Origin of the sequence: Nonomuraea composti (assembly GCF_012034275.1) — a bacterium.
GTDB classification, from domain to species: domain Bacteria; phylum Actinomycetota; class Actinomycetes; order Streptosporangiales; family Streptosporangiaceae; genus Nonomuraea; species Nonomuraea composti.
Window position 1 is genome coordinate 116628 of sequence record NZ_JAATEP010000014.1, and the last position, 13658, is coordinate 130285.

Genomic DNA, 13658 nt, shown 5'->3' on the forward strand with positions numbered 1-13658 from the left:
ACCCGCCCTCCCCTGGCCCTCCTCTGGCGCTACCCGCTCGGCGGCGGCTCTATCAGCGCTCTCACGGGGCAGGAAAACGGACATGGAGGGAGAGACAGGGCATGGACGCGAGGTGCCCGGCTCCCCGCTCGAACGCATCGTGTCGGGCGGGGCGGCGGCGCTCGCCCGCGTGCGCAGCATGGGGTTCGGGCGCTGGCTGCGCATGGAACGGGAGGCGCTGGCCCAGACGATCAAGGTGACGGCGGCGTGCGCGGTCGCCTGGTGGCTGGCCGCGTACGTGCTCAAGGTGGACCTGCCGGTGCTCGTCCCCATCGGCGTGCTGCTGACCGTCTCCGCGACCGCGTACAGCACCCTCGTGCGCGGCGGCCAGCAGATCCTCGCCGTGGTCGTCGGCGTCGGCGCGGCCACGGCGCTGATCTGGCTCATCGGCGCCAACGCGTGGACGCTGGCCGTGCTGGTGGTGGCCGGCCTCGTCCTGACGCGGCTGCTGAACCTGCCCGCCCAGAACGTGCAGATCCCCATCACGGCGCTGCTGGTGTTCGCGCTCGGCAGCACGTACGGCTTCGCCCGCCTCTGGGACGTGCTCCTCGGCGCCGGCATCGGCATCGCCGCGAACCTGCTCGTCCTGCCGCCGCGCTTCGTCGACAAGGCCGGCAAGGAGCTGTGCGGCCTGTCCGGCGAGCTGGCCGACCTGGCCGAGGACATGTCGCGGGGCCTGCGCGGCGACTGGGGCAAGGACGAGGCGCGCGACTGGCTGGAGCGGGCGCGCGGCCTGTCGCAGCGGCTGGAGGACACCGAGCAGGCCGCCGACCAGGCGGCGGAGTCCGTACGGCTGTCGCCGCGCCGCCGCCGCTACGACCGCCGCCTGCGCCAGGTCGCCGAGGCCGCCACCTGCCTCGACCACGCCTGCCACCAGCTCAGGGGCATCGCCAGGGGGCTGATGGACCTCGTCGCCGGCGTCCGCGGCCTGCCCGGGCAGCGCGGCGCCGACCTGCCGGAGCCCCTCGCCGACGAGCTGGCCGCGCTCGCGCGCGTCTTCAGGGACTTCGGCATGCTCCAGATCGGCAACGGGCGGCGGGAGGACATGGAGGACCTGTGCGCCGCGCTGGACGACGGCGAACGCCAGCAGCGGCGGCTGGCCACCGCGTTCCACCAGACCCGGCACGCGGAGCTGCGCTCGCTGCAGGGGGCGCTGCTGGACGACTGCGCGCGCATCCGCCACGAGTTCGACCCCGACACCGGCCCCCACAAGGCCGCCTTCCCGCGGCAGGATTGACGGGTGACGCAAGCTCCGGAGCCCGCCTGCCGGCTCCACCCCGCCCTGGAGGTACGCCCTTCACCGATCGCGGGTGAGGGCCTGTTCACCACAGTGGCCATCCCCGCCGGCACCGTCGTCGCCCGGCTGGGCGGGCGGCTGGTGACGTGGGACCGGCTCCAGGCGCTCATCGCCGACCCCGACGTGCCCTACGTCGACACCATCACGGTGACCGCGGACCTGCACCTGGTCCTGCCTCCCGGCACCGCCATCGGCAAGGCGAACCACTCCTGCGACCCGAACCTGTGGTGGACCGGCCCGTACACGCTGGCCGCCCGCCGCGACCTGCGCCCCGGTGAGGAGGTCACCAGCGACTACGCCACCAGCACCGCCGACCCCGGCTTCGCGCTGGACTGCCGGTGCGGCACGCCGCTGTGCCGGGGCCGGGTGACCGGGGCCGACTGGCGCCGCCCCGACCTCGTGCGGCGCTACGGCGACCACTGGGTGCCCGCCCTCCTCGACCTGATCGTCAATCCGGTCCCCCAGTCCAGCCCCGCCCGCACATAGCACTCCGGGAAGCGCGCTCTCCTCCACGCCGGCCCGCACGGCGGACCGCCCCGTCCCGGCGAACATTGCCGCAGCCGCACCGGCGACGGCGGGCTCGGGCAGCGCCACGACGCTGTCCCAGTCGTGCACGGCGGCCAGCTCGCCCCCGCACCACCGACAGGTGCCCCGTGCGGGAGAGCTTCCACCTCGGCGCCGCCCCCAGCCACGTCTCGCACCACTCCGCCGGCTCCACCGGGCCAGTATGCAGCCCTGTTCCGCCCGGTGATCATGGCATACTGCACGAATGTCCGATTTTGCGGAGTTCCGGGCGAAGGGCCGGGCGACCCTGCTGGCCGGCCGGGCCACGTACGACGTGCCCATGGTGGAGGGCGCCCTGCGGTGGGGCGCCGCGGCGGTGCTGCGCCCCGAGGGCGCGGTCGTGGACCGGATGACGGAGCTGGCCGCCACCGTGGACGCCCCCGGACACTGGGTCCACGGTGGCCGCACGTTGCACGTCACGCTCAGGTCGCTGGAGCCGTACCGCACGCGCGTCCCCGAGGACGACCCGCTGCGCCGCGGGTACGGCGCCGCGCTGGCCGAGGCGGTGGACGGCCTGCCCCCGGCACGCGTACGGCTGGCGGGCGTGCACCCGCACCAGGGCGGCGTCCTCGTGGGCGCGCACCCGGAGGACGACACCCTCGACACGGTCCGCAAGCGCTTCGCCCACGCGCTGGAGTCCCGGGGCATCCGCGACCTGGAGCACGGCCGCGTCCGCGACCTCTGGTACGTCAGCCTCGTGCACTTCGCGGCCCCCCTCACCAACGCCCGCGAGCTCGTCGCGTGGTGCGACGCGCACGCGGACGCCGACTTCGGGACGGCGGAGCTGCGCACGGCGGAGATCGTGCAGTTCGTGCTCACCGGCGGGCGCATCCATGTCGTCCCCTGGGAACGGGCGGCCTTCTAGCCGCTTCTAGCCGAGCACGAGCGCGGCCAGGAAGTGCAGCAGCCACCAGGCCATGTACGCGAAGAGCGAGCAGAACGCCCACTCCTTGCCCCTGCTGATCCGCGCGATCCACCGCAGCTCCTCGGCCGGCTCCCGCGGCACCCGCAGGCTGCGCGAGACGAAGTACGCGCCCAGCAGCCACGCCCCCGCCGACCCCATGGCGAGCGCGGCCGACAGGGCGAGCAGCACCGGCGAGGACGGGGCCGACCAGGCGGCGGGAAGCTGGTGGGCCCAGGCGCCGAGCAGCCCGGCGAGCAGCGCGGTGGTGATCCGCCTGTCCTTGCGCGCCTGGCGCTTGAGCCACTGAAGGTCTCGACGCAGATGGTTCTTGAGCATCCGGATCACCTCCGCTGGGGGTAGCTGAAGTCCCTAGCCAACGGGATGAGCGGGAAAAGATCTGCGACCTCAGGCGCGGGATTTGACGACTTTTGTCGGCGTTTCGTGCAGGAGCCGCAGCTCCTCCGCCACCTGCCTGGCCTCGAAGACGTCCCCCACGTCCTCCAGCGTGCGCACGGCCTCGCGCAGGTAGGCGACGGCGGCCGCGCGGTGGCCGAGCCGGGCCGAGATGAGCCCCAGCGCCCGCAGCGCGCAGCCGAGGTCGCGGCGCGTCCCGCACTCCCGGTGCGTGTCCCTGGCCTGCCGGGCGTGCACGAGGGCTTCGCCGGCCCGGTCGAGGTCCAGCAGCACGAGGGCGAGCGTGGTGAGCGCCGCCGCCCACCGGTCGCGGGTGCCGCTCTCGTGCTGCAGCTCGACCGCCTCCCTGGCCGGCTCCAGAGCCTGCGCCGACCGGCCGGCGGCGAGCAGCGCCTGCGCCATCGACAGCAGCGCGCTGCCCCGGTTGTCGCGCAGCTCCTCCCTGATCGCCAGCGCGGCCCTGGCCGCCCGCAGCGCCGCCCTGTGCTGCCCCAGCGACAGGTACGTGTACGTCAGCGTCTCCTGCACGTCGGCCTCGACCCGGCGGTTGCCCAGGCCCTGCACGATGTCCAGGGCTTCGAGCGCGTACACGAAGGCCACCTGCGGCCGGCCCTGCCGCCGCCGCACGCGGGCGAGCCGGTTGAGCATGCGGGCCTCGACGGGCCCGTCGCTGATGACCCGGCTGATCGCCAGCGCCTGGCTCAGGTACTCGTCGGCCCGCAGGTAGTCCGACAGCCGCCAGTGCACGAGCCCGATGTCGCCGAGCGTCTCGGCCTTGCCCTGCTCGTGGTGCAGCTCGACCTGGATGGACAGGGCCTGCTCGTAGGAGGACAGGGCCTCGTCGTAGCGGGAGCCGTTGCGGGCGATGCGGCCCAGCGCGCACAGGGCCCGGCCGCAGCCGTACTGGTCGCCGGTGGCGGTGTAGCCGGCCAGCGCCCGCTCGGCGTCGCGCCGGGCGTCGTGCGGCAGCCTGAGCAGGTCGTAGATCTCGGCCAGGCACAGCAGCGTCTCGGCCTCGGCGTGCTCGTCGCCCAGCTCGTGGCAGATGGACAGCGCCTCCAGGCCCTCCGACAGCGCGGCGTCGGGCTCGCCCAGGTTGCGTTGCACGGTCGCGAGGATGATCAGGCTCTGCGCGGTGCCGCGCCGGTCGCCGAGCTCTTCGCGCAGCTCCAGGGCCTGGCCGGCGTGGTGCAGCGCCGCCTCGTACCGCTCCTGCGACAAGTGCAGGCGCGACAGCGTGTGCAGGCAGCCCGCCACCCCGGCCGGGTCGTCGATCTCCTTGTAGAGGTCGAGCGCCTGGCCGGCGTAGCGCAGCGCGTCCTCGCTGTTGCCGGCGATGCCGTGCACCTCGGCCAGCTCGTTCAGCGCGCGGGCCTGGCCCTCGCGGTCGCCGAGCTCGGCGTAGTCCGTCAGCGCCTCGCCGATCAGCCGGGCGGCCAGCGTGGAGGGGCCGATGTCGCGGTGCAGGGTGCCCAGGCGGCTGCGCATGAGCGCCACGGCCCGCCGGTTGCCCACCTGCATGGCCGAGGTCAGGCCGCCCTGCTGCACCTCCAGGTTGTTCTCGTAGAAGCGCAGCCGGCGGAACGGCTCGAACACCGCCTCCGCCAGCCGCCACGCCATGCCGTGCGCGCCGCTCTCCCCGGCCAGCCGCACGGCGGAGACCAGCGAGCGCCGCTCGGCCTCGAACCACTCGCGCGGCGTCGCCGGGTCGGTCGCCACCGCCAGGTAGTGGTCGAGCAGCCGCGCCCGCGCCTCCCGCACGCCCGCCTCGGCGTGCCGGCCCAGCTCCCGAGCCAGCCGCTTGACCAGGTCGTGCACGCGGTAGCGGGGCCCCGGCAGCGGCTCCACCAGATACGCCCGGTGCAGCCCCTCCACCGCGACCACGGCCTCGCTCACCGGCACGCCCAGCGCCGCGGCCAGCACCTCCGGCGTGAAGTCCCGCCCCGGCAGCAGCCCGACGTGCCGGAACGCCCGCCGCTGCACCGGCGTCAGCGACTCGTACGCCAGGTTGAGCGCCTGCGTGAACGCCTCCTCGGGATCGCCCACCAGCGGCCGGTCGGGGCGGCGCAGTTCCTGAGCCCGCGATTGCACGCTCAGCCCCGGGTTCTCGGCCAGTTTCGCGGCCGAGATGCGCAGCGCGAACGGATGGTAGGAGCACACCCGCGCCAGCTCCGCCAGCGCGTCGCGGTCGGCGGCCTGCGGCGAGTCCTCGCCGAGCACCGCGATCAGCAGCGCCACCGCGTTGCCCGGGTCGAGCACCGGCAGGTCCATCAGGTCGGCGTGCCCGGTGGCGCGCAGCGGCGCCATCCGGGTCCTGCTCGTCACCAGCACCACGCAGTCCCTGCCGCCCGGCAGCAGCGCCCGCACCTGGGCCGGGTCAGCGGCGTTGTCGAGGATGAGCAGCAGCTTCCGCCCGGCGATCCTGCTGCGGTAGAGCAGCATCAGCTCGGCCTCGTCGGAGGCGGGCTCGCCGAGGCCGAGCGAGCGCAGGATCTGCCCCAGCGCCTCCACGGTGCTCATCGGCGGCTGGCTCGGCGACTGCCCGCGCAGGTCGATCACGATCTGCCCGTCGGGGAACCGGTCGGCGTGCAGGTGGCCCCAGTGCGTCACCAGCGCGGTCTTGCCGACGCCCGGCAGGCCCTGCACGACCATGGTGTTCGTCCGCCGGGGCCGCTCCAGCCAGGCGGTGAGCAGGTCGAGGCTGCGCTGCCGGCCGATGAAGTCGGGCATGTCGGCGGGGAGCTGGCGCGGCTTGGGCACCTCGCCCACGGGCAGGAGGTCGGCCGGCCCGCTCGGACGTACCAGGAACGGGGTCACCCGCCCGGCCCACGGCGCCGACAGGTGCTCCCAGCTCCCGGCCGCCCCGCGCAGCGCGGACGGGTCGGCGATGCGCAGCCGCCGGTAGCGCAGCCGTACCAGCCAGCCGCGCTGCGCCCACTGCGTGATCTGCCGCTGCACCACGTCGGCGGAGCTGCCGACCAGGTCGGCCAGCGTCTCCATGGTCAGCGGCGGCGCGTGCTCGGAGCCCAGCCCGTACCGCTCGTCCAGGTGCAGCAGCCACACGGCCAGCCGGGCGGCGACGGGGGCGCGGGCCAGCGCCTCGTGCCGGCGCGCGGCCACGTTCCTGGCGAACAGCTCCTGCACCAGCGCGGTCGCGACGGCCGGGGCGGCGGAGGCGTGCTCGCGCAGCCGCCGCAGGTCGATGGGCCAGGCGCGGACCTCGGTCAGTGCGTCGATCCTGACGCGGTCGGCGGGGCTCCAGAAGGCCAGCTCGCCGACGAGGTCGCCGGGGCCCCGCAGGTCGTGCACGGCCTCGCGCCCGCCCGCCGGGGTGTACTCGCGGGCGTAGCCCGACTCGATCACGTAGACGTGGTGGTCGGCGCGCGACGGCGAGCACATCGTCTCGTTGCGGTGGTAGACGCGCGGACGGGCGCCCTCGTCGACCAGCGACCGGAAGAGACTCACCAGGACACCACCCCCTTTTAGGACGGCGGTGTCCTCGGCATGACAGGCACGAAACAGTTCGTCGGACGACCTGTCACATCAGTGCAGCGCAGCGGGAACCCGCTGTCAATCAGACGTTGGCGGTGTCGGCCCGGTCGGGCACGAAGCGGTAGCCGACGTTGCGCACCGTGCCGATCAGCGACTCGTACTCGGTGCCGAGCTTGGCGCGCAGCCGCCGCACGTGCACGTCGACCGTGCGGGTGCCGCCGAAGTAGTCGTAGCCCCACACCTCCTGGAGGAGCTGCGCGCGGGTGAACACCCTGCCGGGGTGCTGGGCGAGGTATTTGAGCAGCTCGAACTCCTTGAACGTGAGGTCGAGCACGCGGCCGCGCAGCCGCGCCGTGTAGGTGGCCTCGTCGATCGACAGGTCGCCGCTGCGGATCTCGTCGGGCACGTCCTCGGCGGCGGCCTGCGAGATGCGGCCGATGGCCATGCGCAGCCGGGCCTCCACCTCGGCCGGGCCGGCGCTGTCGAGCAGGACGTCGTCGACGCCCCACTCGGCGGTCATCGCGGCCAGCCCGCCCTCGGTCACGATCACCAGGAGCGGGCAGTCGATGCCGGTGGTGCGGATCAACCGGCACAGGCTCTTGGCCTGCACGAGCTCCTTGCGCGCGTCGACGATGACGGCGTCGGAGGGAGGGGTGTCGATGAGGGCGGACGCCTCCGCCGGGGCGACACGGACCGAGTGGAGCAGCAACCCCAGCGCCGGTAGCACCTCGGCGGACGGCTCGAGGGCGTTGGTCAGCAGGAGCAGGTTGCTCATTACGGCCTCCTCAAACACGCAAGGACCCGGGGGCTACGTCGCCCAGGTCCTGTGAGTGAGGATATCCCACGAGTAAGTCGCGTCCATTGCGCGTCCGGCAGGTGAACAGCGCGTCTCCTGGAACAACCTCGTTAAGGGCGGCGCACAATAGTGTGGAAAGGATTGTGAGGCAAGGCATGGCCATGGGAAAAGTGCGTTATTGGGCGGCTGCCAAGGAAGCGGCGGGAGTGGCCGAGGAACCGTTCGAAGCGGTCACTCTTGGTGAACTCATGACGAAAATCACACAAACCCGGCCAGAGCTGGCGCGGGTCGTGCGACGATGCTCGTTCCTCGTGGACGGCTCCCCTGTCGGCAAGCGGGCCCATGACGAGGTGGTTCTCGCCGACGGCGCCACGGTCGAGGTGCTGCCGCCCTTCGCGGGCGGCTGAACAGGTGATTGCTTGATCCACGAGGGAATGGGGCAGTGCTGTCGGTAGTCTCATGACCCCCCGCTCGAGACAGGGAGCCCCATGCGCAAGCTGATCGTATTTCTGATCGTGCTCGTCATTCTCCTTGTCGCCGTCGATCGCGTCGCCGTGGCCGGCGTCGAGCGCGATCTCGCCAACCGCATCGCGGCGACGGCCGACCTCTCCGGAACGCCGACGGTGACAATTGAGGGCATCCCATTTCTCACCCAGGCGGTCTCCGGCCGCTATCCGGAGGTACGGTTCAATCTCGGCACGTTCACCTACGGGGACGTGCCGGTGAAGAACCTGCGGGGCGCCGCCTACGACGTGACGGCCCCCCTGGCCGACATCATCCAGAACAGACCCAACATCCGGGCCGGTCGCGTGACCATCAGTGGCACCCTCACCAGGGCCACCATCGACAAGTACGCCCCCCAAGGCGTCAAGATCGGCGGCAACGGGCGGCGGCTCACGGCGTCGGGCGAGGTCACGATGGGGGTGAACAAGGTGAAGTTCAACGCCGAGATGCGCGTCGAGCTCGCCGACGGGGGGATCAAGCTCCAGGCGGAGAAGATCCAGGGCGTGCCCGACCAGGTCGCCCGGCTGATCTCCTACACCATCCCGTTCCAGGGCAAGCTGCCCTTCGACGTGAAGGTGACCGGGGTCAAGAGCGTGGCCGAAGGGCTCGAGTTCTCGGCCGAAGCGTCTGACGTGCCCATCCGTGGATGACGCTGAACCGCTCCGGCCCGCCATACGTGATGAGGGCGTGAGCACAGCCGGTACCGCCGACGAGGAACTCGTGAAGACCCTCTTCGACGAGCACGCCGGGCCCCTCTACGGCTACGTTCTGCGACTGACCGGTGACTCCGGGCGGGCCGAGGACGTCGTCCAGGAGACGCTGCTGCGAGCCTGGCGGCACCCCGAGGCGATGTCCGGCCGGCCCATCCGCGCGTGGCTGTTCACGGTGGCCCGTAACCTCGTCGTGGACCAGCACCGCGCCAAGAAGGCCAGGCCGCCCGAGACCGGCGACGAGGCGCTGGCGGTCCTGCCGGCCGACGACGAGCTGGAGCGCGCCGTCGAGTCGTGGGCCGTGGCCGAGGCGCTGGCCGCGCTGCGGTCCGAGCATCGCGAGGTGCTCCTGGAGGTCTACTACCGGGGACGATCGGTGAAGGAGGCGTCGGCGACGCTGGGCGTACCGCCGGGCACGGTCAAGTCCCGCACGTACTACGCGCTGCGCGCGCTCAAGCTGGCGCTCGAGGAACGGGGGCTGGCACCGTGATGACCTGCGAGGAGGTCCGCATCTCGCTGGGCGCGCACGCCCTGGGCGCGCTCGACGAGGAAGAGGCGCTGGAGGTCGACAACCACCTGGCAACCTGCGAGGCGTGCGGCGCCGAGCTGCTGGAGCTGGAGGGTGTCGGCGCCTTCCTGGGCAAGGTGTCGGAACGGGACGTCGAGCTGGTGGCCAGCCCGCCGCGCCGCGTGCTCGACCGGCTGCTGAAAGACCGGGTCAAGCGCACCAGACGGGGCCGCGTCCTGCTGTCCGTGGCCGCCGCGGCGGCCGTCCTGGTCGTGGGCGGCACCGTGTGGACGACGATCGCGACCGGCTCCGGCGGGGGCTCGACGAGCGCGGCGGGGGCTCCCCAGCCCGCGTCGTCGCAGGCGCCGCCCGAGCTGCTGCGCGACCAGAGCGGGTACGCCCAGGAGCAGGCCAAACCCAAGAGCACCGCGGAGGCGTCCCAGAGCGCCGCCGAACCGTCCCAGAGCGCTGTGGAGCCGTCCCAGAGCCCGGCCGTCCCCGACAGCGCGTCGGACTCCCAGTTGCGGCCCAGCGCGCGGGCGCGCGCGACCGACGAGCTCGCCTTCCACGGCGACAACGAGCGCCTCGACTACTACGCCACCGTGCTCGTCCGGCCCGCCGCCGCGGGCACCGCCGTCGGCGTGCACGTCAACGGCGTGCCGGTCGGCACCACCTGCAGCCTCGTCGTCGTCGGCACCGACGGGCGGCGCGAGCGCGCGGGCACCTGGACCATCCGCCAGCAGGACTACGACAGCGGGAAGATCTTCCGTTACCAGAGCGCGACGGCCCTGGAGCGGATCCGGCGCTTCGAGATCGTCGACGGCTCGGGCAGGCCGCTCGTCAAGGTGGCCATGACGGCGACCGCCCGAGGGAAGTAACGGGCCCGCCGCGCGGTTGCACTGAAGCATGACGACCGATGCCGGCGGCGGCCGGCTGTCCGCCGCCGACCTCGGCTCCGAGCTGGGCCAGCGGGCCACTCTGGTGCAGTTCTCCACCGCGTTCTGCCAGCCGTGCCGGGCCACCCGGCGCGTGCTGGCCGACGTGAGCGCGCTCGTGCCCGGCGTGCGCCACGTCGAGATCGACGCCGAGTCCCGGCTCGACCTCGTCCGCAGGCTCGGCATCACCAGCACCCCCACCGTGCTCGTGCTCGACGCGGCCGGCGGCATCGTCAAGATCGCGTCGGGGCAGCCGCGCAAGGCCGCCGTCCTCGCCGCTCTCGCGGCCGCCGTACCCGCGTCATGACTGTGAGCCGTCTCACAAGTCGTCTCACCAACCGGACGAGATGTGACAGATGACGAGACGCCGAGTAGTGTCGTCGCCATGAACCCATCGACAGAGCTGCTGACGAAGCGGCGCGCGGTTGACTTCTGCCGCGTCGCCACTGCGCTCTGTCGCGCTGCCTGAGGACGATCTCGCGCGGACTTTTCGATCCGCCCCAATCGACCCTTCAGGAGCATCCCGCGATGCGTGCCTACCCAAGAGCGCTGCGTTCCGGCGCGGCCACCACCCACCCTGGTCCCCGCCTCCGTCCCCGTGACGGAGGGCTTCAGGCTGCTCGCCGTCCAGGCCGTGGTCCTCGCGCCCGGAGCGTTCCACCGCTCGCCGTCCGCGATGCTCTCCAAGGCGCTCGTCCGGAGCGATCGGAAGGTCACCCCGCCTTCCTCAACGCAGCCATCGGATCTTGCCTCGGCTGCGAAACGTACCTGCTCATTCGCCGACTACTGCCCGCTGCCAACATGGAGGTATCCAAATGAGCCGCTCCGCCGCCCTGGTGGACGCCGACTGGGTCGAGGCCAACCTCGACACCCCCGGAGTCGTGCTCGTCGAGGTCGACGAGGACGTCAGCGCCTACGACAAGGGCCACATCCGTGGCGCCGTGAAGGTCGACTGGCGCAACGACCTGCAGGACCCGGTGCGTCGCGACTTCGTGGACAAGACCGGTTTCGAGGCGCTGCTGTCCGACCGTGGCATCTCCAACGACGACACCGTGGTCCTCTACGGTGGCAACAACAACTGGTTCGCCGCCTACGCGTACTGGTACTTCAAGCTGTACGGCCACGAGAACGTGAAGCTGCTCGACGGCGGGCGCAAGAAGTGGGAGCTCGACTCCCGCGAGCTGGTCAAGGACGTACCGCAGCGGGCCAAGACCCAGTACGTCGCCAAGGAGCAGGACTCCGCGATCCGCGCCTTCCGCGACGACGTCGTCGCCGCCATCGGCAAGCTCAACCTCGTCGACGTGCGCTCGCCCGACGAGTTCACCGGCAAGCTGCTCGCCCCGGCCCACCTCCCGCAGGAGCAGGCCCAGCGCGGCGGCCACGTGCCCACCGCCCGCAACATCCCGTGGTCCAAGGCGGCCAACGACGACGGCACCTTCAAGTCCGACGACGACCTGCGCGCCCTCTACCAGGAGGCCGGCGTCGACTTCGGCAAGGACACCATCGCCTACTGCCGCATCGGCGAGCGCTCCGCGCACACCTGGTTCGTGCTGCACGAGCTGCTCGAGCAGTCCAACGTGAAGAACTACGACGGTTCGTGGACCGAGTACGGCTCGCTCGTGGGCGTGCCGATCGAGCTTGGGGAGGCCCGCTAATGTCGACTGCAGCACAGGGGTGCGGAGCGCCGGAGCAGACCATCGCGCTGCCCGCCGGGATCGATCTGACCAACCAGGCCGTCATCCAGGGCGTCGTCACCGGCGCCGGCACGGCGTACGCACGACTGCTCGACCACTCCGGTGAGTTCACCGGCGAGGTCGTCGTCTCCGACGACGGCATCTTCCGCTTCTTCGCCGCGCCCGGCGACTGGACCGTCCGCATCATCGCGGGCGGCGGCGTCACCCGCGACGTGCAGGTGCAGGCCAAGCTGGGCGAGGTCGCCCAGCTCGCGGTGGCCGTCTGAGCACCGCGAAGACCGCAGAGGCCCGCGTTCTCCCGTGTTGGGGGACGCGGGCCTTTCCGCATGCCACGGGTGAGCCCGGGGCGCAACCGGCCGGGGGCTCTTGGGCGGGCCGCGGTGGACGGGCCGGGGTGCAACGGGTCGGGGGCTCTTGGGCGGGCCGCGTTGGGCGAACCGGGGTGCAACCGGTCGGCGCGTGGCGGTGTTGTCATAGACGTGGCTGAAACCGACTGTCCCGACCCGGTGCGCAAGGCGCTGCTCGACGACCTCGACGAGGGCTTCGCCGAGCTGTACGGCGCCTACCGCGGCCTGGTCTTCTCGACCGCGCTGCGGCTGAGCGGGCGCTGGGCCGACGCCGAGGACTACACCGCCGAGGCGTTCCTGCGCGCGTACCGGGCCCTGGCCGGCTACTCACCCGAGCGCATCGCCGGGCTGCAGCCGCGCGCCTGGCTGATGACGATCCTCATGAACGTCTGGCGCAACTGCGCCCGCGCCAAATCCCGCCGCCCGCCCACCGACCTGGTGGAGGAGCCGGTGGAGGAGGCCGACCCCGGCGAAGGCGTCGAGGCGGCCGCGGTCCGCCACGAGACCGGCGACGAGCTCGCCGCCCTGCTCGGGCAGCTCCCCGACGAGCAACGCGCCGCCGTCGTGCTCAGGCACGTCGTGGACCTGCCGGTCAGCGAGATCGCCACCGTACTGAAGATCCCCCAGGGCACGGTCAAATCACACGTGTCACGAGGGCTGAGGCGGCTACGCGCACTAGGAGGTGCCCGATGACTCAGGATCCCCTGCTCACCGGACTCGCGGCACTCGCCGCGGAGCCGCCGGAGAGCCTGCTCGACCGGATCGCGGCCCGCTGGGTCCGCGTGCCGGCGCCCATCGGCGAGCTGACGGTGGCCTACACCGACCACGGCATCGCCTACGTGCACGCCGGCGACGGCTTCACACAGGCGTTCAGGGAACGCTTCGGCCGCCCCCTGCTGCCCGCCGCCCGCCCGCCCGCCGGCCTGCTCCCCGCCCTCCGCACCGGCCGCCTGTCCGGCCTCCGGCTCGACCTGCGCGGCCTCAGCGACTTCCAGCGCGCCGTGCTGGAGGCCACCCGCGCCATCCCGCGAGGCGAGGTCCGCCCCTACTCCTGGATCGCCGCCCGCATCGGCTCCCCCCGGGCCGTACGCGCCGTCGGCACCGCCCTGGGCCGCAACCCCGTCCCCCTGCTCATCCCCTGCCACCGGGTCACCCGCTCCGACGGCGCCGTCGGCGACTACGTCTTCGGCACCACGGCCAAGGAACGCCTCCTGCTCGCCGAAGGCGTGGACCTGAACCGGCTCCGAGGGCTGGCGGGGGAGCGCGTGTTCTACCTGGCCAGCGACACGACCGGCGTAGTGTGCTTCCCGACCTGCCACAACGCCCGCCGCATCACCCCGGCGCACCGGCACGGCTTCCGCAGCGTCGCCCAGGCCCGCGCAGCCGGCTACCGCCCCTGCCGCACCTGCCGCCCGGCCGAGGACATCCCCGCCTAACCCGCGGCACCCCCCACC

The 13658-nt window shown here is 72.6% G+C and carries 16 protein-coding genes; 13 read left to right on the forward strand and 3 right to left on the reverse strand.

Annotated elements, in window-relative coordinates:
* The first annotated feature begins 82 nt into the window (after positions 1-82).
* The 3 genes from HCN51_RS21190 to HCN51_RS21200 all read left to right on the forward strand — a co-directional run bounded on the left by HCN51_RS21190 (position 83) and on the right by HCN51_RS21200 (position 2765).
* Positions 83-1276: an FUSC family protein gene (locus HCN51_RS21190; protein WP_168011259.1), complete on the forward strand. Its 1194-nt coding sequence runs from the start codon at positions 83-85 to the stop codon at positions 1274-1276.
* A gap of 3 nt (positions 1277-1279) precedes the next feature.
* Positions 1280-1822 (forward strand): SET domain-containing protein-lysine N-methyltransferase, encoded by a 543-nt coding sequence (locus HCN51_RS62340; protein ID WP_168011260.1) that lies wholly within the window; start codon positions 1280-1282, stop codon positions 1820-1822.
* Positions 1823-2105: 283 nt separating this feature from the next.
* Positions 2106-2765: a hypothetical protein gene (locus HCN51_RS21200; protein WP_168011261.1), complete on the forward strand. Its 660-nt coding sequence runs from the start codon at positions 2106-2108 to the stop codon at positions 2763-2765.
* 6 nt (positions 2766-2771) lie between these two features.
* Here the strand turns inward: HCN51_RS21200 and HCN51_RS21205 are convergent, their stop codons facing one another.
* The 3 genes from HCN51_RS21205 to HCN51_RS21215 form a co-directional block, all read right to left on the reverse strand.
* The gene (locus HCN51_RS21205; RefSeq protein ID WP_168011262.1) at positions 2772-3140 is read right to left on the reverse strand and encodes a hypothetical protein; all 369 of its coding nucleotides are present in this window, start codon (positions 3138-3140) and stop codon (positions 2772-2774) included.
* 69 nt (positions 3141-3209) lie between these two features.
* Positions 3210-6683 carry a tetratricopeptide repeat protein gene (locus HCN51_RS21210; protein ID WP_168011263.1) on the reverse strand — a complete coding sequence of 1158 codons (3474 nt, stop codon included), beginning with the start codon at positions 6681-6683 and terminating at the stop codon, positions 3210-3212.
* A 109-nt stretch (positions 6684-6792) separates the two neighbouring features.
* Complete coding sequence (locus HCN51_RS21215) at positions 6793-7485, reverse strand: response regulator transcription factor (protein WP_080043381.1); 693 nt, start codon at positions 7483-7485, stop codon at positions 6793-6795.
* Positions 7486-7661: 176 nt separating this feature from the next.
* Here HCN51_RS21215 and HCN51_RS21220 point away from each other — a divergent pair, with 176 nt between their 5' ends.
* The 10 genes from HCN51_RS21220 (at position 7662) to HCN51_RS21260 (ending at position 13640) form a co-directional block, all read left to right on the forward strand.
* Positions 7662-7913 (forward strand): MoaD/ThiS family protein, encoded by a 252-nt coding sequence (locus tag HCN51_RS21220; RefSeq protein WP_080043380.1) that lies wholly within the window; start codon positions 7662-7664, stop codon positions 7911-7913.
* An 81-nt stretch (positions 7914-7994) separates the two neighbouring features.
* Entirely contained in the window at positions 7995-8660 is a 666-nt protein-coding gene (locus tag HCN51_RS21225) for an LmeA family phospholipid-binding protein (RefSeq protein ID WP_168011264.1), read from the forward strand.
* A gap of 37 nt (positions 8661-8697) precedes the next feature.
* Positions 8698-9210 carry a sigma-70 family RNA polymerase sigma factor gene (locus tag HCN51_RS21230; protein WP_168011265.1) on the forward strand — a complete coding sequence of 171 codons (513 nt, stop codon included), beginning with the start codon at positions 8698-8700 and terminating at the stop codon, positions 9208-9210.
* On the forward strand, positions 9210-10106 hold the full coding sequence (locus HCN51_RS21235; RefSeq protein WP_240973110.1) for an anti-sigma factor: 897 nt from the start codon (positions 9210-9212) through the stop codon (positions 10104-10106). The genes HCN51_RS21230 and HCN51_RS21235 overlap by 1 nt, the downstream gene beginning before the upstream one ends.
* Positions 10107-10134: 28 nt before the next feature.
* A complete protein-coding gene (locus HCN51_RS21240) occupies positions 10135-10470 on the forward strand; it encodes a thioredoxin family protein (RefSeq protein WP_168011267.1) in 336 nt (111 codons plus the stop codon).
* 78 nt (positions 10471-10548) lie between these two features.
* Positions 10549-10632: a putative leader peptide gene (locus HCN51_RS63010; protein ID WP_350668905.1), complete on the forward strand. Its 84-nt coding sequence runs from the start codon at positions 10549-10551 to the stop codon at positions 10630-10632.
* Positions 10633-10978: 346 nt separating this feature from the next.
* Positions 10979-11818 (forward strand): sulfurtransferase, encoded by an 840-nt coding sequence (locus tag HCN51_RS21245; RefSeq protein WP_080043375.1) that lies wholly within the window; start codon positions 10979-10981, stop codon positions 11816-11818.
* Complete coding sequence (locus HCN51_RS21250) at positions 11818-12123, forward strand: DUF1416 domain-containing protein (protein WP_168011268.1); 306 nt, start codon at positions 11818-11820, stop codon at positions 12121-12123. The genes HCN51_RS21245 and HCN51_RS21250 overlap by 1 nt, the downstream gene beginning before the upstream one ends.
* Before the next feature lie 213 nt (positions 12124-12336).
* Complete coding sequence (locus HCN51_RS21255) at positions 12337-12897, forward strand: RNA polymerase sigma factor (protein WP_346433732.1); 561 nt, start codon at positions 12337-12339, stop codon at positions 12895-12897.
* On the forward strand, positions 12894-13640 hold the full coding sequence (locus tag HCN51_RS21260; protein WP_168011270.1) for a methylated-DNA--[protein]-cysteine S-methyltransferase: 747 nt from the start codon (positions 12894-12896) through the stop codon (positions 13638-13640). Before HCN51_RS21255 ends, HCN51_RS21260 begins: the two co-directional genes overlap by 4 nt.
* The last annotated feature ends 18 nt before the right edge of the window (positions 13641-13658 follow it).